The sequence below is a fragment of the Rivularia sp. PCC 7116 genome (genome assembly GCF_000316665.1).
Lineage (GTDB): Bacteria > Cyanobacteriota > Cyanobacteriia > Cyanobacteriales > Nostocaceae > Rivularia.
Window position 1 is genome coordinate 7,288,255 of record NC_019678.1, and the last position, 24,723, is coordinate 7,312,977.

18 protein-coding genes are annotated in these 24,723 nt (G+C 38.0%); 12 read left to right on the top strand and 6 right to left on the bottom strand.

The annotated features are described in order from the left end of the window. The first annotated feature begins 2 nt into the window (after positions 1-2). The 3 genes from RIV7116_RS27985 (at position 3) to RIV7116_RS27995 (ending at position 3,409) form a co-directional block, all read left to right on the top strand. Positions 3-812, top strand: coding sequence for a WecB/TagA/CpsF family glycosyltransferase (locus RIV7116_RS27985; RefSeq protein ID WP_015121698.1), 810 nt, complete (start codon positions 3-5; stop codon positions 810-812). Positions 813-1,110: 298 nt separating this feature from the next. Next, on the top strand, positions 1,111-2,538 hold the full coding sequence (locus RIV7116_RS27990) for a sugar transferase (RefSeq protein WP_015121699.1): 1,428 nt from the start codon (positions 1,111-1,113) through the stop codon (positions 2,536-2,538). A gap of 166 nt (positions 2,539-2,704) precedes the next feature. Further along, positions 2,705-3,409 carry a DapH/DapD/GlmU-related protein gene (locus RIV7116_RS27995; protein ID WP_015121700.1) on the top strand — a complete coding sequence of 235 codons (705 nt, stop codon included), beginning with the start codon at positions 2,705-2,707 and terminating at the stop codon, positions 3,407-3,409. A gap of 119 nt (positions 3,410-3,528) precedes the next feature. Here the strand turns inward: RIV7116_RS27995 and RIV7116_RS28000 are convergent, their stop codons facing one another. After that, on the bottom strand, positions 3,529-4,608 hold the full coding sequence (locus RIV7116_RS28000) for a glycosyltransferase family 4 protein (protein ID WP_015121701.1): 1,080 nt from the start codon (positions 4,606-4,608) through the stop codon (positions 3,529-3,531). A 1,123-nt stretch (positions 4,609-5,731) separates the two neighbouring features. Between RIV7116_RS28000 and RIV7116_RS28005 the strand changes: the two genes are divergently transcribed. The 3 genes from RIV7116_RS28005 (at position 5,732) to RIV7116_RS28015 (ending at position 8,454) form a co-directional block, all read left to right on the top strand. Further along, positions 5,732-6,526, top strand: coding sequence for an S-adenosyl-l-methionine hydroxide adenosyltransferase family protein (locus RIV7116_RS28005; protein ID WP_015121703.1), 795 nt, complete (start codon positions 5,732-5,734; stop codon positions 6,524-6,526). Between the two features lie 266 nt (positions 6,527-6,792). Continuing rightward, complete coding sequence (locus tag RIV7116_RS28010; RefSeq protein ID WP_015121704.1) at positions 6,793-7,686, top strand: metallophosphoesterase; 894 nt, start codon at positions 6,793-6,795, stop codon at positions 7,684-7,686. A 102-nt stretch (positions 7,687-7,788) separates the two neighbouring features. Continuing rightward, positions 7,789-8,454: a gamma-glutamylcyclotransferase gene (locus tag RIV7116_RS28015; protein ID WP_015121705.1), complete on the top strand. Its 666-nt coding sequence runs from the start codon at positions 7,789-7,791 to the stop codon at positions 8,452-8,454. Between the two features lie 94 nt (positions 8,455-8,548). Here RIV7116_RS28015 and RIV7116_RS28020 read toward each other — a convergent pair whose 3' ends face one another. Next, positions 8,549-8,830, bottom strand: coding sequence for a hypothetical protein (locus tag RIV7116_RS28020; protein WP_015121706.1), 282 nt, complete (start codon positions 8,828-8,830; stop codon positions 8,549-8,551). A 182-nt stretch (positions 8,831-9,012) separates the two neighbouring features. Beyond that, positions 9,013-10,647: a Ppx/GppA phosphatase family protein gene (locus RIV7116_RS28025; RefSeq protein WP_015121707.1), complete on the bottom strand. Its 1,635-nt coding sequence runs from the start codon at positions 10,645-10,647 to the stop codon at positions 9,013-9,015. Between the two features lie 297 nt (positions 10,648-10,944). On the opposite strand from RIV7116_RS28025, the gene RIV7116_RS28030 reads away from it, so the two are divergent. The 4 genes from RIV7116_RS28030 to RIV7116_RS28045 all read left to right on the top strand — a co-directional run bounded on the left by RIV7116_RS28030 (position 10,945) and on the right by RIV7116_RS28045 (position 14,284). Beyond that, entirely contained in the window at positions 10,945-11,832 is an 888-nt protein-coding gene (locus tag RIV7116_RS28030; RefSeq protein ID WP_015121708.1) for a 4-hydroxybenzoate solanesyltransferase, read from the top strand. 253 nt (positions 11,833-12,085) lie between these two features. Beyond that, entirely contained in the window at positions 12,086-12,664 is a 579-nt protein-coding gene (locus RIV7116_RS28035) for a hypothetical protein (RefSeq protein ID WP_015121709.1), read from the top strand. A 181-nt stretch (positions 12,665-12,845) separates the two neighbouring features. Beyond that, positions 12,846-13,334 carry a TIGR00725 family protein gene (locus RIV7116_RS28040; protein WP_015121710.1) on the top strand — a complete coding sequence of 163 codons (489 nt, stop codon included), beginning with the start codon at positions 12,846-12,848 and terminating at the stop codon, positions 13,332-13,334. Between the two features lie 56 nt (positions 13,335-13,390). Further along, a complete protein-coding gene (locus RIV7116_RS28045) occupies positions 13,391-14,284 on the top strand; it encodes a calcium-binding protein (RefSeq protein WP_015121711.1) in 894 nt (297 codons plus the stop codon). 54 nt (positions 14,285-14,338) lie between these two features. Here the strand turns inward: RIV7116_RS28045 and RIV7116_RS28050 are convergent, their stop codons facing one another. From RIV7116_RS28050 to RIV7116_RS28060, 3 genes are all read right to left on the bottom strand, one after another. Next, positions 14,339-14,968 (bottom strand): Coq4 family protein, encoded by a 630-nt coding sequence (locus tag RIV7116_RS28050; RefSeq protein ID WP_015121712.1) that lies wholly within the window; start codon positions 14,966-14,968, stop codon positions 14,339-14,341. Between the two features lie 230 nt (positions 14,969-15,198). After that, positions 15,199-16,662: a thioredoxin-like domain-containing protein gene (locus tag RIV7116_RS28055; protein ID WP_015121713.1), complete on the bottom strand. Its 1,464-nt coding sequence runs from the start codon at positions 16,660-16,662 to the stop codon at positions 15,199-15,201. A gap of 186 nt (positions 16,663-16,848) precedes the next feature. Continuing rightward, the gene (locus RIV7116_RS28060; RefSeq protein WP_063721476.1) at positions 16,849-18,861 is read right to left on the bottom strand and encodes a hypothetical protein; all 2,013 of its coding nucleotides are present in this window, start codon (positions 18,859-18,861) and stop codon (positions 16,849-16,851) included. A 685-nt stretch (positions 18,862-19,546) separates the two neighbouring features. Between RIV7116_RS28060 and psaA the strand changes: the two genes are divergently transcribed. Both psaA and psaB read left to right on the top strand, forming a co-directional pair. Beyond that, positions 19,547-21,805: a photosystem I core protein PsaA gene (psaA, locus tag RIV7116_RS28065; RefSeq protein WP_015121715.1), complete on the top strand. Its 2,259-nt coding sequence runs from the start codon at positions 19,547-19,549 to the stop codon at positions 21,803-21,805. 253 nt (positions 21,806-22,058) lie between these two features. Next, positions 22,059-24,287, top strand: a complete 2,229-nt coding sequence (gene psaB, locus RIV7116_RS28070) for a photosystem I core protein PsaB (protein ID WP_015121716.1) — start codon at positions 22,059-22,061, stop codon at positions 24,285-24,287. The last annotated feature ends 436 nt before the right edge of the window (positions 24,288-24,723 follow it).

Genomic DNA, 24,723 nt, shown 5'->3' on the forward strand with positions numbered 1-24,723 from the left:
AAATGGCTACAAACAAAACCTGCATCAACCACTTCGATGAAATAGAATTACTCGGAACTAAATTTCATAAAGTTAAAGTTCAAGAATTAATTAATTTCATAGTTAAATCCGCAAGTATAGATAAAAAGACGCTAGTCGGAAATGTTAATGTGAGGGCAATGAATTTTGCCTGCGAAATGCCTTGGTATAAAGATTTTATTAATAGGTCTGACCTGGTATTTTGTGATGGTTATGGAGTATTATTAGGAGCAAAAATGTGCGGTTGCGGTATCAGTTCAGAACACCGCATGACTTGTCCCGACTATATAGAAGAATTAGCTTTAACCTGCGAAAGAGATAATGTTTCGCTGTATTTACTAGCAGGGAAACCAGGTGTAGTTGATAAAGCAATAGATAAATTGAAATTTATTGCTCCCGATTTGAAAGTAAAAGGGCATCATGGTTACTTTCACAAAACTGGCACTGAAAACGAATATGTGGTTAATGAAATCAATCAATTCCAGCCAGATATACTTTATGTAGGCTTCGGAATGCCAGTTCAAGAACGTTGGATTATCGATAATTTTGACCAAATAAATGCAAAAGTTTTCCTACCTTTGGGTGCTTGCTTGGATTTCTATACGGGTGCAGTATATCGAGGTCCCCGGTGGATGACTAATAGCGGGCTGGAATGGTTATCGCGAATGTTTACCGAACCAAAAAGATTATGGCAACGTTATATTGTTGGTAACCCTTTATTTTTCTATCGTCTTTTCAAAGAGCGGTTTACAAAACGTTTCAACAAAAGTAGTAAACCATCATCTACATATTAAGGAAAATTAATTTTTTTATTAAACTGAATCAAAGCATTCTGTTTAATTAGATATTAGAACTATCAACCATTTAATGTCTCTTTTTGCTTTGATAGCAAAATAAATAATTGACAAGTCTTCCCATGACACGGCTATCTCCCTTAATTGAATCACTAATTAGACTTTTTTGAATATAAGTCTAATTGTTTGTCAAATACATATACTTTGCTCCACAAAAATGGAGCAAACTTTGATGAGTTAATATCTACCAACTTTCAACAATGCAGCTAACAATATTAATACAGGTGTAATACGGGCTATGGCTTATCGTTCTCTACCAGTAGTAAATTTTCAACCTGATTTAAGATCGGCGAAAGGCACAAATTTAAGGAAAGGCATTGCAATCAGGTTTCTGCGAGTTATAACTCTGATTTCAATCGATATGTTTGCTTTAAGCTTAGCTTGGACTTTAGCAATCAATTTTGGAACTTTTGTAGAATCTCCTTGGACTAGAAAAACTTCGTTTATTTCACTAATACTCGTAGTTGGAATTGGCATGATAGCCAGCAAAGGGCTATATTCACCCGGTTTCTATCGTCGTAACTACACAGCTTTAATCAAAGCAGTGACTCTATCAGAGATTTTTTTACTAGTAATTGCTTTTCTCTACGAACCAGATGCTTATGTTTCCCGTTCTAGCTTTCTAATCTTTTGGTTTCTATCGGTAACCTTTACCTGTATCGGACGCTTTATTTTCGATTTTTCAACTAAATTTTTGCGTAGAAAAGGAGCTATTCGCTATCCGATTTTTGTAATTACTGATTCTCAAGACCAAGATGATTATATAAAATTTATTCAGAAGGAAAATTGTTACAACCTTGAGGGTATTGCTGACTCAAAAAGTTTGGATAGAGAAAATCGAGAAGCAACATTTAAATTTCTCAAACAGCAAAGTGTGGTGGAAGCTTTTGTGTCTTGGAATGCGATTAAAAACCGTCTATATGTATGCTGGCATTTTCAAACTGCTGGCATTACTTTACGCATACTTCCGACTGCCAACCGTATTTATCATCCTAAGTCAACGCTATGGACAATTGGCAACGTTCCTTGTTTGACAATTCCAGCACCAATTATTGCGGGTAGCGATTTTCGGATTAAACGATGTTTCGACCTTTTTTGTGCGATTATTCTACTAATTCTGTTTTCCCCTTTATATTTATTTATCGCTTTGCTGATTAAATTAGATTCTCCTGGTCCAATATTTTTTAGACAAGAGCGAATTGGCTTACATTGCAAAAAGTTCAAAATCTGGAAATTCCGCACTATGGTAACTAATGCAGAGAAATTACAGGCTAATTTAGAAGCAAGAAATGAAATCAAAGATGGGGTTCTTTTTAAGATGAAAGACGACCCCCGCATTACAAAAATTGGCAAATTTCTACGCCTTTACAGCTTGGACGAATTACCACAATTGTTTAATGTATTGTTAGGGGATATGAGTTTGGTGGGACCCCGCCCTCTTCCTATAAGAGATGTTGAAAAATTCCAAACTCCCCACTTTATTAGACAAGAAGTTTTGCCTGGAATTACAGGTTTATGGCAAGTTTCTGGTCGCTCGGACATCGAAAAGTTTGAAGATGCGGTCAAACTCGATATTAATTACATTGAAGATTGGTCTATTCTTCTAGACATGAGAATTCTATTACAAACTGTAAGAGTTGTCTTACAGAAAACTGGAGCCTATTAATTAGGTATAGTTGCTAGCAAGGGGAGGTTCTATTTTCATTCTTCTCCCTGCAAGCACAAAAGTAAAATATTTTTTTATTATTTTTTATTATTATATCGCGATTGATTTTAGTATACCTCTACGATAATTATATATTAACTATAAAAATCATCAGGGCAGGGCAAATATGAGCTTTAAGAAAATATCTTTCTTTGAAAGGTTTATTACTACTATTTTCGGAGGAATTCCAAATATTTTCTTTGGGAAAAAAATCAGAAACTTCGTATATCGAAGCCTTTTACATCGAATCGGTAAATCAGTTAATATTCAACACTTTGTTGAACTAATTGGAACTCCTTACATTGAAATTGGTAATGGAGTAAGTCTTTTGAAAGGAGTGCAAATTAACGCTTTAGGGCACCCTAATAATAAAGTAAGTATAAAAGATAGAGTTAGATTGGAGCGCGGTGTAGATATTCGCTCGTTACATGATACCCATATCCTTATTGATGAAAATGCATATATCGGTCCTTATGTAATTGTCACAGGTACCGGAAATGTTAAGATTGGTAAAAACTGTTTAATAGCTCCCCATTGCGGAATATTTGCTAACAATCACGTGTTTGCAGATCCGACTCAAACAATTGAAGCACAAGGTACTACCGGTGAAGGTATTGTAATTGAAAATGACTGTTGGTTAGGGCATAACGTAACAGTCTTAGATGGGGTAGTAATTGGCGAAGGAAGTATTATTGGTGCGGGTTCGGTTGTAAACAAGAGCATTCCTGCTTTTTCTATTGCAGTAGGTACCCCTGCAAGAGTTATCAAAAATCGTCTTGATAAGCAAACAGCAAACTTATCGTCACAACTACCATCAGAAATGCAAAATTAATATTGCATAACCCGCAACCATGAAAATTTCAGCAAAATCAAGCAGATAGAGATAGATGCACTTCTAGATGAATGAAGCGGATGAGTTTAAGTAAATATTTAAAGCCATCCACTACAGATTTATCTCATTAGTAGATTTGATAAAAAACGGGGATAGCCGCTTCTTTCAAATTTCTTGCCCATTACTTTGCGATAAACATCTAAATAACCATCTACCATGCTCTTGATGCTGAAATTCTGCTCAACATGAGAGCGACATGCTCTTCTATCTATTTCTCCTAAACGCTTAACAGCAGCAACAAAATCATCGACGCTGTCGCACAAGAAGCCTGTTTTACCATGTGCAACTACCTCTGGCACCGAACCCATTGGCGTAGCAAGCACAGGAGTTCCCGCAGCCATTGATTCTGTCATTACTAATCCGAAAGGTTCTCTCCAAGTTATGGGGAACAGCATCGCGATCGCGCCACCCAAAAGTTCGTTCTTTTGGAAATGGTTAGCTTCGCCTACATATTCTATGTGCTTACCATCAATATGAGGCTTAATCTTGCTCTCAAAATAATCAACATCAACTCTATCGACTTTACCAGCTATCTTCAAAGGTACGCCGGATTTCTGAGCAATTTCGATAGCGATATGAGTTCCTTTCTCCGGAGAAATGCGCCCTAAAAATGCCAAATAGGGAGGATTCTGCGGTTCTTTATAAAAACGGTGGCTTTCTGTATCAATACCGTTATACACCGTTGCAGCATAATTTAAATCTTTTAACGGCTCTCTTTGAGCATCTGAAATGCTGACGTAGGGCTGTTCGCAGGCTTCAGTAAAAATCTGCTTAGTGTCTGAATTGAAAGCTCCGTGTAGGGTATGAACCGTAGGAGTTTCAACAAACCCAGCATGGAAAAGAGAGGTATAGCCAACGTGAGAATGAATAATGTCGAAATTTCCAGCTTGCTTATAAACTCGGCTTAGCTGTAAAGCTTCATAAGCAGAATACTCAGTTATAGAGGGTTCTAAACGAAAAGCGCGGGGATAAACAGACTCTAACTTGGCTAAAGTTAGCGAATCACCCGAAGCGAACAAAGTTACCTCATGTCCTCGACGGACTAATTCATCGGTCAATAATCCTACGACCAACTCAACACCACCATAACCAGGGGGAGGAACTCTCTCCCACAATGGCGCAATTTGAGCTATTCGCATATAAATCTCCTAAAGTTTTGTAATCAACTGTAACGAAGCGGGCTAGATATACTCAACTATCTTTGGATAGGAATACATATTTGCACTCAAAGGTATTAAATACGATAACCGTTTTAACAGTTAATATCTAGCAAATTGAAATCAGTTGTTGAACATAGCATCGCTGAATGAGAAATTGAATTAATCAAACATAGCATTGACGGACATACCCTGACATACCTGAAATCGAGTCGGCTTTTCGTCTAGCTTTGATGATCCCTCTAAAGTGTTTCCGCATACAATTCTCCTTGATTATACGCGAAATTCTCTAAAAAGTTTTGCTAGTTTCATTACATTATTATTCAAAACACCCTCTCTAAGCCCAATACAAAGCTTTATAAATTTCATCTTAAATCTAAATTTTGGAAACTTTTATGTAAATAGTTATAAACACTACTATTACAGTAGTGTAAACCGTACTTTAAATAACTTAAGAAAATTTTAATATTGTTGGCAGGTGAAAATGCTTTAATGTTAGGGGCGCTATGACAATTTTTGAAGAAGATTGGAAAGGTTTATCCCCTGAAATAATTGATTTAGCTGATTTTTGCATTTACACTCAGCAGCAAAAGTGAATGCCTCTGTTGCTAAAAATTACATCTGTATCTGTCAGCGTAAATCTTAGTTTTGAAAACAGAAATCGATTTACAAAGATAGAATTGTACTAAATTTTTCAACCAGAATCTATTAATTATTTTAATATAAATATAAGAAATCAATAATCAATACTTCTCATTTTTTGATTAGAGGTGATCGGCTTGATGAAAATATTAAATGCAAACCAATAAAATGTAAGAAATACCTATTCTTAAAACAAATAATTGTGTTGCTTGTTTGAAACTCAAATTATACGAAAACCCGCTTTGAGCGGGTATTAACACAACAAAACTATGAACTATAAAGACTATTTGTACATAAATATTGCTGGATTTCTGCTTTGATTTTTACAAAGATAGGGCTGAATCGCAGAAATATTTATTATAGATTTACTCAATAGTTTATTAAATTACATTGTTAATATAACACAACTATAGTAGTGATTGTTACAGATTTTTTTATTAAAATAAGTTAGAAGAATTTTTCCATGTCCGATAAATCAACGAAAAAATCGCTAGTGACATTGCTTAGCGACTTTGGAATTAGCGATGAATACGTCGCTGTAATGAAAGGCGCGATCGCGCAAATTAACCCGATGTTGAGAGTTGTCGATATAACGCATCAAATACCATCACAAAATATAGCTGCTGCAAGATTTTGTTTGATGAATGCCTTTGCTTATTTTCCAGAAGCTACCGTACATGTAGCTGTGGTAGATCCAGGCGTGGGGGGGAAACGTAGAGCAGTTGCTGTTGAGCTAGCGCAAGGTTTTTTAGTCGCTCCAGATAATGGCTTACTTAGTGGAGTATTAAGCCAAAATTCTGAGATCGCGGCAGTGGAATTGACAAATCCAGAATATTGGCTGACATCTTACCCAAGTACTACGTTTCACGGAAGAGATATTTTCGCACCTGTGGGAGCACATCTAGCTAGCGGCGTATCTTTGCAACAATTAGGGAGAGAAATAAATCCCGAAAGTTTAGTCAAGTTGAATCTACCTAGCTGCTATCGAAAAGATAATTCTATTATTGGATGCATTCAATATATAGATAGTTTTGGAAATTTAGTAACTAATATTCCTCAGAGTTATGTGAAAGGTAGTAGTTGGAATTTAGAGATAAGGGGAAATATTATCAAATCCCAGAAGACTTATTCCGATGTACAACAAGGAGAATTAGTTGCGCTTATTGGCAGTCATGGGTGGGTAGAAATTGCTGTAAGCTGTGGCAACGCACAAATTGAATTAGGTGTAAACAATGGCACTCAAGTGCGATTTTTTTGACAACCTAATTTAATTTTTATTTGCATATAAGCTATCTATCTCAACTTCGTTTATATCTGCAAGAAGATTTCTGTCTATTTCCTGTGATAGATGTATATTTTTGAATTATTAATTGTTTTCACTATTAATTTAAAGATTGCTGCCAACACTTTCTATCCTAATGAGAGATTTATATATCTAATAATTTTGATATTAGTAATTAATAGATAAAAATTTTATCTATGACTGATTAAATAGAGAGCGCGAATACTCGTGCAATCAATATTATGAAGATTACTAATTTATTAAAGTATTCAGCTTTAGGGTTACTGGGGATAATAAGTATTTTAATTGTATGGGGATTAATTGAACCTAAGTTTATTGATATAGAAGAGCAGGCTGCCGTTATACCAAATCTTCCACCAGAATGGGAAGGAAAACGTATTGGTCAAGTTAGTGATTTTCAGGTAGGAATGTGGTGGGATAATACAGGTACAATGCGTGATAGCATTAAAAAACTTGTTGAAGAAAAACCCGCAGCGGTGTTAATCACCGGTGACTTTGTATATCATTCACTGCCAAATGCGTCGGAAGAACTTAGTAAAGTAAAGACGGCAATTCAACCATTAATTAAAGCTAATATTCCCACTTATGCTGTATTAGGAAATCACGACTACAGTCATAAGCCACCAAAACCAGAATTGGGAGAACAGGTGAAAACGGCTTTAGAAGAAATTGGAGTTAAAGTATTACAAAATCAAGCAGTTAAGATTGATTCACCCTCGATTAAAGCAGATAATCAACCGCTTTATTTAGTAGGAATTGGTGCTTATATTGCTAATAATTCCGATGTCGGGCAAGCTTTAGCAGAACTTCCGAATAACAGCCCTCGCGTAGTAATGATGCATAATCCAGCATCCTTCGCAGCATTTCCACCTCAAACAGCACCTCTTGCTGTTGCAGGGCATACTCATGGAGGTCAAATTCGCATACCTTTTACACCACAATGGTCTTGGATATCATTAGTTAAAGGTGAAGAAGTTTATGGTGACGCTTGGATTAAGAACTATGGCGAAGCAGGTAATAATCTTTACGTGAATCGCGGTATCGGGTTTAGCGATGTCCCATTAAGAATTAATTGTGTTCCGGAAGTGACTCTGTTTACGCTGCGTTCTCAGTGAGAGAAATCATCTACTATCTGCGAGAAACTACATACTTAGAATAGAGATTTCCATATAAAATGTTTCTAAGTCTTGTACAGCAGCTTGCAGAATTAATTTTGTATGTCACTAACCCGTGCTGATTTAGAATCGAGTCGCTTGCACAATATGATTTCGCAATCTGGCTTGGGAATGCAGTTATTAAGCGAAAGCCAGTTGCAAGAATCTATTCGTCTGACTTTAAACTCTCACAAACCAAGTTCAGATGTTTGGTTGTTCGCTTACGGCTCCTTAATCTGGAATCCTGTATTTAAATTTACCGAGCGGCGAGTAGGAACAGTTTACGGTTGGCATCGCCGTTTTTGTTTGCGGGCACCTGTAGGAAGAGGTACTCCAGAAAATCCGGGTTTGGTATTGGGTTTAGATTGCGGGGGTAGTTGTCGTGGTGTTGTTTATCGCATTGCCGAGAAAGATGTAAGTTCAGAATTATCGCTGTTATGGCGGCGAGAAATGGTAATCGGCTCCTATATTCCTAAATGGGTAAAGGTAGTTGATGGAAGCAACGAAGTTTGTGCAATAACATTTGTGATTAACCGTCATCATCCTGATTACGCGGGAAAGATGCCTTTTGAAAGCACGGTTAATATAATTGCCACTGCGGAAGGAGAATTAGGTTCTAGTGCTGAATATTTAATGCAAACCGTCAAAGGTTTAGAAACGGTTGGAATAGAAGATAAGCAGCTGTTACGATTGCGTTCTAGTGTATTGGAGCAGCAACAGAATAATTAGTTGGTAATTGGTAATTGGTAATTGGTAATTGGTAATGGGTAATTGGTAGTTGGTAGTTGGTAGTTGGTAGTTGGTAGTTGGTAATTAACTATAATTATTGAGAATTGCTAATCACTTTACTTTTTTTATTGAGCAGTTCTTGGACATCATTTGCTAGGGTTGCAAAAGTAGAATTACCGATTGCGTTTTGAGCAAGCTCCACCTGTATCTCAATAGCGATGTCTTCAAAATTGAGTTCTTCATGGTGGTACATTTCTGTATTGGGAACCCACCACTCGTAAATTACATTTAAATCTGAATATAGTCGGCATTTAACGATTTTTTCATATTCTTCGCCAACCTTTCCTAAATATCTGGCAATTTCTATTCTTGTCATTTTGATTATCTTTGGTAGTTATGTCTATATATTAATATCAATACTTAGTCAGCTATAGAAATCCGATTGGGATATTAAAAAAATTAACTATTAGTAGGTTGGGTTATGGCTTCAGCGTAACACACCTAAACCTTTGTCAAATAGTGCGTTACGCTTTGCGGCAACGCACCGTGCGAATCTAATCAATCTGTCTCCAAACTAGCCACTAACTTAACACCGAATTGCTCTTCAAAGACTAATTTGCTATAACTAAAACTCCAAAGTTCTATAGCACAATCATCATCTTTATTACTGGGAAACAGCTTTAAATGTAATTCTTTATTATCTTTACTGTAATCGCATTCGATTTTAGATATTGCTCCTATTTGTCTTCTATCTAAAGAGGTAGCTAATCTTAACATCGGACTTAACTGTTCTACAATTAATCTTTGGTATTTTGTTGCCAAATTTTGATAATTATCATGCTTTTTTTTGGGCTGAGATTTGCGATGATAGCGGGCTAAGTTGGCAATAATTTCGATTTCTGTTTCGTTGTAACCCAGCAATCCGCTATTACGAATTAGATAATATGAATGTTTATGATGGGAAGAATGACTTATATAATGCCCGCAGTTATGTAATTCCGAAGCAGCCCATAGTAAAAATCTTTCTTGATTACCCCATTCGTGTAAATAACCTTTGGTTTGATCGAATAATGATAAAGCTAGTGTTGCTATCCGTTCGCTATATCTCAAATCAACTTTGTATTTCTTGGCGATTTTGAAGACGCTTCGCTGCCTTATCGTACTTTGAAAGCGAAGACGATTGTCTATAAAATCGTGCGCTAACATCCAGTTTACAATCAATCCTTCTCGTAAAGCCCGCTCGCAGGTAGTTATCGAGTCTACACCCAAAAGTGTCATTGCTTCTTGTAGTATTACAGCACCTGCAAGTATAACTTCTGACCGCTTCTCTGACATACCTGGTATCTCTGCTCTTTCGGAATTAGTCATTTTCCGCAAATTCGATACCATTTCCTGCAAGTCTTTTAAGCTAAAGCTGTAACCATTTAATGTCGAAGGAGTAGAATCCGACACTTGTTTGGCATGAATGTTCGCTAAGGTTTCAATTGTCCCAGAAGTTCCTACTAAACGTATTGTTTCCCCAAAATTAACGTTTGATAAGACTTCTTCTACGGCACGTTCGAGCATTCCTCGGGCATAAGCTTTTAAATAGTTAAACTCGCGATCGCTAATTGGATCGGTGGTAATTAATTCACTAGTTAATCTAACAGCACCAACTTTGGTACTATTTAAACAGCGTTCTTCATGGGAATCACCTAAAATTAATTCCGTAGAGCCACCGCCAATATCAATAATTGTATGTGGTTCGTTGTTAAACTCCATTCCTGAAAGCACGCCTAAATAAATCCGCCGTGCTTCTTCTTGCCCAGAAATTAAATCAACATCTAAATTTAATTCTTGGTTTATACGATATAAAAAATCTCTACCATTAGGTGCTTCTCTTACGGCGCTAGTTGCTACAGCAATTATGGCTTGAGCATTCAAAGTTCTAGCAATCTCTTGAAAACGCTCCAAAGCAATTATTGTTCTTTCCATTATTTTGGGCTTGAGATTACCCGTTTCAACATCGCGATCGCCCAGTCTAACGGTTTCTTTTTCTGTACCAACAATGCTAAAAGATGGTAGTGATGGTTCTATTCTGACAATAACCATATGTACCGAGTTGGTACCTAAGTCGATAGCGGCAACTATGCGCTCGGGTTCAAAGTTTGGAATGGGAACATTTTCTGCTGTTATCATCGTTGAATTAACCATTTCGCTTTGTATATTAAACGTTGTAATAGAATTTGTTCGAGTTTCTATGGGTACAATAATTGGATTTAGCTACATTCAACAAACAGATATGAATCAATATCGTTGAAAGTTAAAAATTATTGCTTTAGTTTGCACCAAAAAGTCAACCCATCGTGTTTTGATACGATGTCCCCATAAAGTATCCAGATATAGTTTAGTTTTTTTGAGGGATTATATTTTGTTTTATAGATATCAAATAAAGTTATTCTATAGTTGTTAAGAAGTGTAACTTGTGATATTAATAATTTCTTGATTGCTATGGTTACTCAATCAGAAGAGAAAATTGAATCTAGTTTTAGCAAAATAATCCGACTTCTACGATGGAATAAACCGGAAGGAAGATTAATTTTGATGCTTCCAGGCTTATGGGCAGTATTTCTAGCCGCACAAGGAAAACCGCCTTTAGCATTAGTAGGAGTAATTATTTTAGGTACTCTCGCTACAAGTGCTTTAGGATGCGTTGTCAACGATTTGTGGGATAAAGATATAGATCCTGAAGTAGAAAGAACTAAAAATCGCCCTCTGGCTTCTCGGGCATTATCTATAAAAGTTGGGATAGTTGTAGCGATAATATCCTTATTCTGTGCTGCGATTCTTGCTTTTTATCTTAATCCTCTTTCTTTTTGGTTGTGCGTTGCTGCTGTACCGGTAATCGTGCTTTATCCCGGAGCAAAGCGGGTGTTTCCCGTACCCCAGCTAGTGCTTTCTATTGCTTGGGGTTTTGCCGTACTAATTAGTTGGAGTGCAGTTACCCAGAATCTTTCGCAATCAACTTGGCTGCTGTGGGGTGCAACAGTATTGTGGACTTTAGGGTTTGATACAGTTTACGCCATGAGCGATAGAGAAGATGATAAACGCATCGGTGTAAATTCTAGTGCGTTATTTTTTGGTAATTATGTAGCTTTAGCAATCGGCGTATTTTTTATTGGTACTGTTGGCTTACTAATTTGGCTGGGAATAGTTACAAACCTTCATATTGCTTTTTGGATAAGTCTGGTAGTCGCATCTGTTGGCTGGGCATGGCAATACCTACGCCTACAAAAAACAGATTTACCCACAGATGCTTACGGCGAAATGTTCCGACAAAATGTTTGGATTGGCTTCATTCTGCTTGCTGGGATGATAGCTGAAAGTTTTTACAGTTAACGGTTATCAGTGAACAGTTATCAGTTAACTGTTAAGAATTGAAAATTAATAATATCTTCTCCCCTCCCCATCTCCCTCTCTATCCTTATCAACTGCTAACTTTTAACTGCTCGCTGTTAACTGCCGACTGCTGATTGTAAACCGGATTTATACTGATTTTGGATTAAAATTGAGTAGATATATCTAAGGCTAGATGCGTAAATTTACGATAAACATTACTAGTTGAATATATATCTATTCAAGCAAAAAACTGATGAAGCAAGCACATGTATTGAAACTTGCCACGATAACTTTACTATCTTTAGTAAGCGTAGGGGTTGTCGGGGGAGGTTTCTTTTTGACACGGGCTTTTAACAGTAAAAAAGAAACTGAGGTAGTAATAGATAAATCAAATTATCAAGATATTCGTTATCAAAGCTGGTCTAATAAAGCACAAGTAAATCATTTTCCCGCCATCATTCCTACTGAAGCTGAAGATGCGCGGGTTATTTTTTATCCAGGTTCTTTAGAATACGGTAAAATTTTTCAACTTAGAATGAAACTACCTGAACAACAAATCAAAAAGGCACTGAATGAATATAGAAGCATAGCAAAATACAAGTATCAAGGTGGCGATACAAACGATCATGCCAATCAAAAAAATGGCGTACCTACAACTTTTCTGTATACCAGTGATTTACAGGCGGAAAGTTTTCCATCAACTTACGAAATATTAGTATTAAACGCAAACAATCGCGGTAGCTCCGATTTCCCCTGGAATCATGGGGATAGCTATGGAGTAGCAATTAATAGCACGACTTCAGAAATTGTTTATTGGGCTGAGGAATGGTAAGCCAATTTTAGATTTTTAATTATTAGATAAAGGCTTGCACTAAAGCTTTTAAGTAGGTAACCGTAATTAAATATAAAATAAGTTCCGGCTTCCCTCTCCCTTTATAAGGAGAGGGATTGAGGGTGAGGTTTCATATTTAATTTTACCGCCCTTTCTTACTAAAAACCATGAAACTAGAATAATGCGAAAAATCATTATCGGTGTAATGGGAGTTGGAGAAAAAGCAACTTCCAATGATTTAGAAAATGCCTATAAGTTAGGAAAAATAATTGCTCAAGAAGGTTGGGTATTGCTGACTGGTGGTAGAAAAGCGGGAGTTATGGATGCTGCTTCTCAAGGTGCAAAATCTGCCGGTGGTTTAACTATGGGAATTTTACCGGGTAAAGATGATAACGGAATTTCTGAAGCGGTAGATATTGCAATTTTTACAGATATGGGAAATGCAAGAAATAATATTAACGTACTTTCTTCCGATGTCATCATAGCTTGTGGAATGGGCGCGGGTACGGCTTCAGAAATTGCTTTAGCGCTGAAAAGTGCTAAGAAAGTAATTTTATTGAGTGAAGATGAAGAAAGTAAAATCTTTTTTAAAAAACTTTCTCCAGATAATATTCACATTGTTGAAAATGTAGAAGCTGCGATATCAACAGTTAGGTTAATTGTTTCTTAACTAACTAGTATGCTACTGTCATTAGTAAAATTATCATTATTAATCAAGCAGTTAATATGCAGTCATTACCTATCGTTACTTTCAGCGTTAATAGAACAATTATCTCCGAAGGTGAAGAAACCCCACAAGTTTTTACTTTGCAATTAAACGAACCAGCACCAGATGATGGATTAACTGTAAGATTAGAACTTGAAGATCCAGATGGTGATTTATCAGATGGAGGTTTTCCTCCACAGCTTTTCAATAATATTAGTGATTCGGATTTTATCGTAGAGAATGGTAATTTTATTGTTCAATTCACAATTTCCCCAGGAGCAACCGAAGCTAGCTTTGGTTTTTTAACTGGTGAAGATAATCGGGTTGAAGGAGACGAAACTTATACTTTAACTCTTCTGGATGGCGAAAGTTATTCCATTGATTCAGCATCAGAGCCTATAGTTACCACAATTACCGAAAAATCAGTCATCAACGGAACTTCTAATGGAGAGTTATTATTTGGTACAGATATATCGGAATTTATCGTTGGTAAGATAGGGAATGACACTATTTTTGGTAATGGTGGTGAAGATAACCTAATTGGTAATGAAGGTGATGATTTAATTTATGGTGCTTCCCAAGCCGATACAATTTTGGGTGGAGAAGGGAATGATACCATTTTTGCAAATGGAGGTGGTGATTTAATCAACTCCGGTACTGGTGAAGATACAGTTTGGTTAGGTGCTGGTGAAGCTACCGTAATTATTGAAACTGGTGAAGGTTTTGATACTGTGAATAACTTCCAATTAGGTGCTACTACTTTCCAAGTTGAAAGTAAAGATAATCTATCCTTTGTTGATAGTATTAATGGTGCGAAAATTTTCCAGGGAGATGACTTGTTAGCTGTTGTTTCTTGGCAGTCTGCAAATACTTTTAGCGATAATCAAGATAGTATTTTCACAGTAATAAGTTAATTACCGCCTTTGAATTAATTTCAAGGTGGAAATTTGGCACTAACCACAATGGTACTAGATGTGAATAAAGGTGGAGGAATTTGAATTTGGTAATCCCAAATCTTCCCTAACCTTACTTAAAGGTTTAGCCCAATGTTCTTCAAAGCGATATCCTAACAAAAACTTTGCTTTTTTACCTAATTCTTCTCCCTTCTGCTGATTTTCAGAAATAGCTTTAATTTGTCTTGGTGCAATTATTGGATAAAGAATTTTTGCAAACCACAAGCTGATTTTTAACGATTTACTATAATTTTGTGCAGCAGCAAATGCTAATACTCCAATTTCTCCTGCATAACTAGTATCAAAGCCAAGTAAAACATGAAAAATATCGTGAGTAACAACATATCGTAAAGCGAAAACATTACGTCTAGCAACATCTTCTAATTCTGGACTAATATTAAGTGCTTTAAGTTTATTTTTCTTCATATGCTCCGCATATTCTCTACCAAAACTACCTTCTGGATATGCAATTAATTTATCTAAATCAATCAGCGGGTGATATCCTATTACATACTGCAACTGTTCACCGACTTCTGGAGCAACCTTAGCACCCAAAATATCTGATTTTAAAATAGCAAAATCGCCGAAATTTTGAGAATTTTTATAAGCTAAAGCCGCTTTGACTTGTTTTAGTTTATTTAACATATAATTAAAGCTTAAAAATTAAAGTAGGACTTACACAATTGTCACAATTCCCGGTTGGTGCGTGACACTAAAAACATTATTAATAGGTTCTTTCATTAATAAAAGTGTCACAGCACCCTACAAAAAAATGTGCCGGTTGCGTAAGTTCTATAAAGAGAACGTACCTGTTTTGATTATACTTTTCTAAAAGCTCCGCGTTACTCCGCGTTTACCTCAGCGCTCCTTTGCGTTTAAAAAATACACATATCTGGAGAACACAAACCTTTAAATTCTATAGTCTCCACAACCAAAATATCTAAACTAACTTTTTTAATTACATGATTATTTGTATCTGCTACATACAGATTATTTTCAAAAATACTTAATCCAGAAGGCTCAGAAAAACAGTTATTTTCATTTTCTAATAAACTTCTACAATCACCCGTAACCGGATTTACGAACTTTATTTTATGGTTATACGTATCGGCAACCCACAAAAAATTATCCGTATATTCTATTCCCAAACAATGCTGCAATCTCGCATCAAAACCTTGTCCATCAACATCACCAAAAGCATTTAAATCCCCACTTCCGCAAATAGTTTTTACTTGCTGTGTTTGTAAATTAATAGCGCGAATTGAACTAACTTCACTATCAGCAATATATAATTCCTTACCATTAGTAGTAATACCGCTAGGTTGAGCAAAAGCAGATTCAGAAAGCGAACTATCAAAGCAAGATTCCGCACCTCTACCAGCGTAAACTTTTACAAAATTGGTTTCTAAATCTAATTCCCAAATTTGATGACAACCAGCCATTGCAATAAATAGCTTGTTTCCCAACTTGACTAAATCCCAAGGAGAATTAAGACTTTCTTTAATACCGGCAATAGTTTCTACTTTTTGACTTTTAAAATCAACTTTTCGTATAGCGTTATTTTCTGTATCGGCTACATACAAAATATTATCTACTTCATCAAAAGCCATTCCCTGGGGTGCAAAAAATTCTGTTTCCTCGAAGCTGCCATCTTTTAAACCAGCTTTACCGCTACCAATTAAATGTAAAACTTCCCCATTCAAACTGCTGACAACAATACGATGATGCCCGGAATCAGCGATGAATAATTTTGAATCGGTAGCTAAAACTTTACCGGGAAAAGATAAAGGTGTAATTAAAGGTGTTTTATCTTTTTCTAAAACTAAATCAAACTCTTGAAAATCAATCGTGCCCTTTTCTTGATGCAGTTGAATTAACTTAGCGATCGCCTCATCCAAAATTTCACGTTTACCTTCACCTGTCAAGGTTGCGACTATATAACCTTGCGGATTAATGACTACAAAAGTTGGATAAGCCTTGACAGCATATTCTTGCCAAACCCGAAAATCCCTGTCAACTAAAACCGGGTGTTGAATATCGTAACGTAAAATAGCTTGACGAATATTTTCGGTTTCCTTCTCATGATCGAATTTAGCCGAATGTATGCCAATAACCGTAACGCTATCTTTGTATTTTTGTTCGAGATATTTCAAATCCGGTAAAACGTGCAGGCAGTTAATACAGCAATAAGTCCAAAAATCAAGAATTACCACCCTTCCCCTAAGTTGTTTTAGCGAAAAAGGTTTATCGGTATTTAACCAAGAATAATTTTGCGGTAATTCCGGTGCGCGAATACGAGACATGTAGAAATTGGGAATGGGGAATTGGGCATAGGGCATTGGGCATTGGGCGTAGGTATTTATTTTATGTAGGGTGTGTTGTCGCGAAGTCGCGCAACGCACCGCCAAATTTCATATACCTAGCATCGGTTTTTCGATTACAAGATTCACTGCTTATATTCTTTCATTCAATTTTTGATACGAGTGGAAATTATGGAGACGTTGCATTACAACGTCTCTACACTATTATTTTTCGATTAATTCAAGATTTGGTTGTTCAATTACAGGTACATTTTGAGGTACTTCAACTTCCGGAGTGACTTCCGATGTGTTTACGGGAGTTGCACGTCGAGTCAGATTGAAATATTCTCCTAATCTCTTAGTTGTTGACTTTTTCGTTTCTGGAGCTATTTCTATTTCAGTTTGTGGTTTTTCGGGTTGATTTACTGGAATTTCGTTTTCTAAAGGTTCGACAATTTCCGGTAGTGTTGTAGTTGGTAATTCTGGGGTTGGTTGAATTTTTCCTTCCACATCAGTATCTGTTTCGTTGATTTCAGATTCTGGTGCAGGAGTTTCAATCATTTCTGGAGTCTTATCTTCTTTGCCACGCTTGAATCGATTCAAAAATCCATCAAGTTTAGATTTTTTCGGTTGTGGTGTTGGTTGGGTTTCTGCTTCCGGTGTAGTTTCTAATGTTGGTGTTTCAATTACTTCTGGAATTGTTTTTTCTAATTCAGTTTCCGATGTGGGAGTTTCGATTACTTCGGGAGTGATTTCTTCTAATTCAGTTTGTGGTGTTTCGATTATTTCTGGAGTTGCTTCCAAATTCGGTTTTGGAGTTGATGTTTCATCTTCCTTGCCACGTTTAAATCGATTCAAAAATCCATCAAGTTTAGATTTTTTTGGTTGTGGTTTTACTTGGGTTTCTGCTTCTGGTGTACTTTCTAAGGTTGGCGTTTCAATTACTTCGGGAATTGTTTTTTCTAATTCAGTTTCCGATTTAGGCGTTTCTATTATTTCTGGAATTGTTTCTTCTAATTCAGTTTCCGGTTGCGGTGTTTCAATTACTTCGGGAATTGTTTCTTCTAATTCAGTTGCCGATTTGGGTGTTTCAATTACTTGGGGAATTGTTTCTTCTAATTCAGTTTCCGGTTGTGGTGTTTCGATTGTTTCTGGAGTTGATGTTTTATCTTCCTTACCACGCTTAAATCTATCAAAAAATCCACCTTTATCTGACTTTTCTTCCGATTGCATTTCAGGAGTTGCTTGAGTTGGAATTTCAACTGCATAATCTGCGTCTACAATTCCGCGTAAATCTTCGGTAGAAATTTCCCCTCTAACCATTTTCGCAAGAGTATCTTTACCTTGAGGTTCGTAATTAATAACTTTTACAGTACTGTTATAAACATTTTTAACCGGATTACCTTGATTATCAAGAAATTCTAGCTTTACCCAGTTCTTACCTTCATTAAATCCTTTCAAATATAAAGATTGCCATCTATCGATAATAAAACTTTCATCATTAATCGTGCAGCGAATTCGCCAATCTGCAATTGGGTTATCGGGATTATCTTTAGCAAGTATATGTAGTGGAGCGTTGGTTAAATAAAAATCAAGTAGAATTGGCTCTGCACCATAACTACCTTGCGGACTGTTGTAAGTTAATATTGGCAGATTCTCCGTAGGATTATTATCATCGCTCTTAGTGAATACGTGGAATGTTGTTTGAGCGTAAGCACCTTCATTTTTAAAGCTTTCATTCCAAGCACGAGAAGCAAAGACACGTAAAGTATGAGTACCGGGAGATAAATCTGATAACTCCAATGGTTTATCTAAGTCGTAAATTTCTAATACTTCGGCTTGATTGTCTAAAATTACATCTAAATGCGAACCCAGCCCATACCGTGCATCTTTAAATATCGGTAAATCTTTAACCTGCAAGCGAACTGTTAATTTATCTTCTTGCAATACTTCGTCGGGTTTTGGATTGAGTATTTGTACCTGTGGTTGATAATTTTCTAAATTTTGACGCAATTCTTGAATTACTTCGGGAGGAGCAACTTCGGAGATTTTTCGCGAAAGTTGAGCATTTTTCTCTCTTACTGGCTTGTCAGCTAACTGAATAGATATATCTTTACTTACCGCTTTGCCCCCACATGCGGTTAAATTTAATACCAGCAGACCGATTATCAAAACCTTAAATAGCGCATATCTCTTCCTAATCAATTTGGGTAAAGCCTTCATAAACCATAAATCCATCTTTTTCTACCCGGTATAGTCAACAATTTATGTAACCTTTGTCCAAGTACCTATATTACCTTTGGCATTAATAACCAAAATAAAAATTATTAGTTATTCTCATGCCTTGCCCCTCGGATTGAGGATCGAAAATTTCCTGTTAATCGAACTTTTAAAAAGACACAATGCATAAAATATGTAACGGAAAACGGATATTTACAAAATTTTACATAGATAGTTTTACTAGTATCTATATATTTACTAAAAGCATTGATTATTACATTTGAATTCGACTCATCTTCTGTGTCAACCTCATACCCAATCGCAGATTTAGACATTGACGCTATAAGGAAAAACAATAATATGCAGTGGCGGATCTATTAACTTGTATGCTATGCACGAAGGTTCATTGTACGAATTGTTGCTGTTTGTAACAAAATATATAAACTATTGACTTTTTGACCAACGTCTTAAGTTGAAAGGCTGATAAGAGAAAAATTATAGAAGTTTTAATTATTGTTAATTAAAGGCTAACAATGTGGGATAGATGACTTTATAATTCAACGAGAAAGCAATATACCGAATAGAGTCTTTGCCAGCTTCAAAAAAAGCATATGAGTGGGAACGTTTTTATTGCGATGCCATTTTAATTGCAAAGACAACTAGCGGAGAAAATCCTCAGTCCTTTTTTTAGAGAGGAGGTCGAATGACAATTAGTCCTCCGGAGCGAGAGGAAAAGAAAGCAAAAGTAGTTGTTGATAATGACCCGGTTCCAACCTCGTTTGAACGATGGGGCAAACCCGGACACTTCGACAGAACTTTAGCTAAAGGTCCCAAAACCACCACTTGGATTTGGAACCTCCACGCACTCGCCCATGACTTCGATTCACATACCAGCGATTTAGAAGATATATCCCGCAAGGTATTCGCAGCCCACTTCGGACATTTGGCCGTAGTATTTATCTGGCTCAGCGGGATGATATTCCACGGTGCTCGTTTCTCCAACTACGAAGCTTGGTTAACCGACCCGTTAGCTATTAAGCCAAGCGCTCAAGTTGTTTGGCCTGTAGTTGGCCAACAAATATTAAATGGAGATGTAGGTGGTGGATTCCACGGAATTCAAATCACCTCTGGTTTATTCCAGGTATGGCGCGGTTGGGGTATAACCAACTCATTCCAGCTATACTGCACCGCCATCGGTGGCTTGGTAATGGCAGGTTTGATGCTATTTGCCGGTTGGTTCCACTACCACAAGAAGGCTCCCAAATTGGAATGGTTCCAAAATGTGGAGTCCATGCTTAACCATCACTTATCAGTGTTGTTAGGTTGTGGTTCCTTGGGCTGGGCTGGGCACTTAATTCACGTATCTAATCCAACTAATAAGTTGTTGGATGCGGGAGTTCCCCTCAAAGATGTGCCGCTGCCTCACGAGTTCATTTTGAATAAAGACTTGTTAACAGAGCTTTATCCCGGCTTCGCCAGTGGATTAGCACCTTTCTTCACTTTGAACTGGGGTCAATATGCAGATATTTTGACCTTCAAAGGCGGTTTGAACCCAGTAACTGGCGGATTATGGATGACTGACATTGCCCATCACCACTTGGCGATCGCGGTAGTGTTCATCGTTGCCGGTCACATGTACCGTACCAATTGGGGTATCGGTCACGATATTAAAACCATCTTGGAAAATCATAAAGGACCCTTTACTGGCGAAGGTCACAAAGGACTTTATGAGAACATGACCACATCTTGGCACGCTCAATTGGCAACAAACCTTGCCTTTTTGGGTTCGCTAACAATTATCATCGCGCATCATATGTACGCGATGCCTCCTTACCCATATTTGGCAACTGACTATGCAACTCAGTTGTGTATCTTCACCCACCATATGTGGATTGGCGGTTTCATAATTGTTGGTGCGGCGGCTCACGCTGCTATTTTCATGGTGCGTGATTACGACCCAGTAGTGAACCAAGACAACCTCTTGGATCGGGTAATTCGCCACAGAGACGCGATTATCTCTCACTTGAACTGGGTATGTATATTCCTCGGCTTCCACAGCTTTGGACTTTACATTCACAACGACACCATGCGTGCTTTAGGTCGCCCCCAAGATATGTTCTCGGATACAGCGATTCAATTGCAGCCAGTGTTTGCTCAGTGGGTACAAAATCTACACACTTTGGCACCTGGTGGAACTGCACCTAATGCATTAGAACCCGTTAGTTATGCTTTCGGTGGCGGTGTTTTGGCTGTAGGCGGAAAAGTAGCGATGATGCCCATTGCTTTGGGTACCGCTGACTTCATGGTTCACCACATCCACGCCTTCACAATTCACGTTACCGTCTTGGTTCTTTTGAAAGGCGTACTGTTTGCTCGCAGTTCTCGCTTAATTCCAGATAAAGCAAACTTAGGCTTCCGCTTCCCTTGCGACGGTCCCGGACGTGGTGGTACCTGTCAGGTATCCGGTTGGGATCACGTATTTCTTGGATTGTTCTGGATGTACAACTCCCTATCTATTGTAATTTTCCACTTCAGTTGGAAGATGCAGTCAGATGTTTGGGGAACCGTAGACGCATCAGGCAACGTATCGCACCTAACTGGTGGTAACTTTGCTCAAAGTGCTATCACCATCAACGGTTGGTTGCGTGACTTCTTGTGGGCGCAAGCTTCACAGGTAATTAACTCTTATGGAAGTGCGCTTTCCGCTTACGGTTTAATGTTCTTAGCCGGTCACTTTGTATGGGCATTCAGCTTAATGTTCCTATTCAGTGGCAGAGGCTACTGGCAAGAATTGATTGAGTCTATCGTCTGGGCGCATAATAAACTGAAAGTAGCACCAGCAATTCAGCCTCGTGCTTTGAGCATCATTCAAGGTCGTGCTGTAGGAGTGGCTCACTATTTACTAGGTGGCATTGTCGTCACTTGGGCATTCTTCCATGCAAGAATTCTTTCGTTAGGCTAACAAGCATCAATAGTTAGGAGTTAAGAGTTAAGAGTTAGGAGTTGAAAGTTAAAAGTTAGAAGTTAGAAATAAAAATCGCCGTTGGAAGTTGCATAGGTAAGAGTGAAAAACTAATAGCTCAAAACTCGCAGTTTCAGATTAAATATTTCTCAATTCATAACTCATAACTCATAACTCATAACTCATAACTCATAACTCATAACTCATAACTCAAATTATTAATGGCTCTCATGTCAGAGGATTTATAAAACCTATGGCAACAAAATTTCCAAAATTTAGCCAGGACCTCGCACAAGATCCGACTACACGTCGGATTTGGTACGCGATCGCGATGGGTAATGATTTTGAAAGCCACGATGGGATGACCGAAGAGAATCTTTACCAAAAGATTTTCGCTACTCATTTCGGTCACTTGGCAATCATTTTCTTGTGGGCATCCAGCCTGAATTTCCATGTCGCTTGGCAAGGCAACTTTGAACAGTGGATTAAAGATCCTCTTCATATCAGCCCTATCGCTCATGCGATTTGGGACCCCCATTTTGGTAAACCAGCGATAGACGCATTTACTCAAGGTGGCGTAGATTATCCGGTAAACATCGCTTACTCTGGTGTTTACCACTGGTGGTACACCATCGGGATGCGGACAAACAACGACCTTTACTCTGGTGCGTTGTTGCTCCTGTTGTTAGCTGCTGTATTCCTGTTTGCAGGTTGGTTGCATTTACAACCCAAGTTCCGCCCCAGTCTTTCTTGGTTCAAGAGTGCTGAACCCCGTTTAAATCACCACTTGGCTGGCTTATTCGGTGTAAGCTCCTTAGCTTGGACTGGTCACTTGGTACACGTAGCTATTCCCGAATCTCGCGGACAGCACGTAGGTTGGGATAACTTCCTCAGCACCTTACCGCATCCAGAAGGCTTACAACCCTTTTTCACTGGAAATTGGGGTGTATACGCAGCAAACCCAGATACTGCAAGCCATGTATTTGGTACATCTCAAGGCGCTGGTACGGCAATCTTGACCTTCCTTGGTGGATTCCACCCGCAAACTGAATCGCTGTGGTTGACCGACATGGCTCATCACCACTTAGCGATCGCAGTCATCTTCATTGTTGCCGGTCACATGTACCGGACAAACTTCGGAATTGGTCACAGCATCAAAGAAATGCTCAATGCTAAGCAATTCTTTGGCACCAAAACTGAAGGACAATTTAACTTACCTCACCAAGGGTTGTACGACACAATCAACAACTCTCTGCACTTCCAGTTGTCCTTAGCATTGGCAGCATTAGGAACAATTACTTCCTTGGTAGCGCAGCATATGTACGCCTTGCCTCCCTACGCATTTATTGCCAGGGATTACACAACACAGGCAGCGCTGTACACTCACCACCAGTACATTGCGGTATTCTTGATGACTGGTGCCTTTGCCCACGCGGCTATATTCTGGGTACGCGACTACGATCCAGAACAGAACAAAGGCAACGTATTAGACCGTGTATTGAAGCACAAAGAAGCGATTATCTCGCACTTAAGCTGGGTATCCCTTTTCTTAGGTTTCCACACCTTAAGTCTATACGTACACAACGACGTAGTTGTCGCATTTGGTACACCTGAGAAGCAGATTTTGATTGAGCCAGTATTTGCTCAATTCATTCAAGCTTCTCACGGTAAGGTCTTGTACGGCATGGATACATTGCTGTCGAATCCTGACAGTATTGCTTATACAGCTTTCCCCAACTACGGTAACGTTTGGTTGTCTGGATGGTTAGAAGCTATCAACAATACTACGAACTCACTATTCTTAACCATTGGTCCTGGGGACTTCTTGGTACACCATGCCTTCGCGTTGGCAATCCACACCACCGTTTTAATCTTGGTTAAAGGTGCTTTGGATGCTCGTGGTTCCAAGTTGATGCCCGACAAAAAAGACTTTGGTTATGCATTCCCTTGTGACGGTCCCGGACGTGGCGGTACTTGTGATATCTCCGGTTGGGACTCCTTCTACCTAGCATTATTCTGGTCGTTAAACACAGTGGGATGGGTAACGTTCTACTGGCACTGGAAGCATCTGGGTATATGGCAAGGAAACGTAGCAGCGTTTAATGAGAACTCCACATATCTGATGGGTTGGTTCCGAGATTACTTGTGGAACTATTCAGCATCGCTGATTAATGGTTACAACCCCTATGGAATGAATAACCTGTCCGTCTGGGCTTGGATGTTCCTCTTCGGACACCTTGTTTGGGCAACCGGCTTCATGTTCCTCATCTCCTGGAGGGGTTACTGGCAAGAATTGATTGAAACACTTGTTTGGGCACACGAGCGCACACCTTTAGCGAACTTAGTTCGTTGGAAAGACAAGCCCGTTGCAATGTCCATCGTTCAAGGTCGTTTAATTGGTTTAGCTCACTTTACGGTGGGTTACATCCTGACGTATGGCGCGTTCCTGATAGCCTCAACGGCGAGTAGGGTAGGCGGTTAACCGAATTACGCAGTAAGTAACTTGTTAAGAAATGAAAATCCCTCACCGGAAGGTGGGGGGTTTTTATTTGGGATTGAAGAAATTAGTGTTTAAGATTTGGCAGTTGAAACCACATCTACACAGACAAAGTTCACGCAGGTAGACTTAAATATTTAGTAGGTTGGGTTAGACACGAAAATTAAGTTAATTTCTGACGAATAATTTATCAAATCGTGTCTAACCCAACATCAAGATTACTGATAAAGTAAACTGTGCTTGGCAAAATCTAGATAGAATTAAATGCCTAAATTGCTTATTAAATATACATAAAAGTTCATCAAAATTTTAAAGAGTATTTTTTTGTAGCAAGTATCAAATAGGTATAAGATATTCGTAATAAAAAATGCAATATTGCTTTATTAATAAATAATTTCTCGATTCACTAAATATTGGCGAC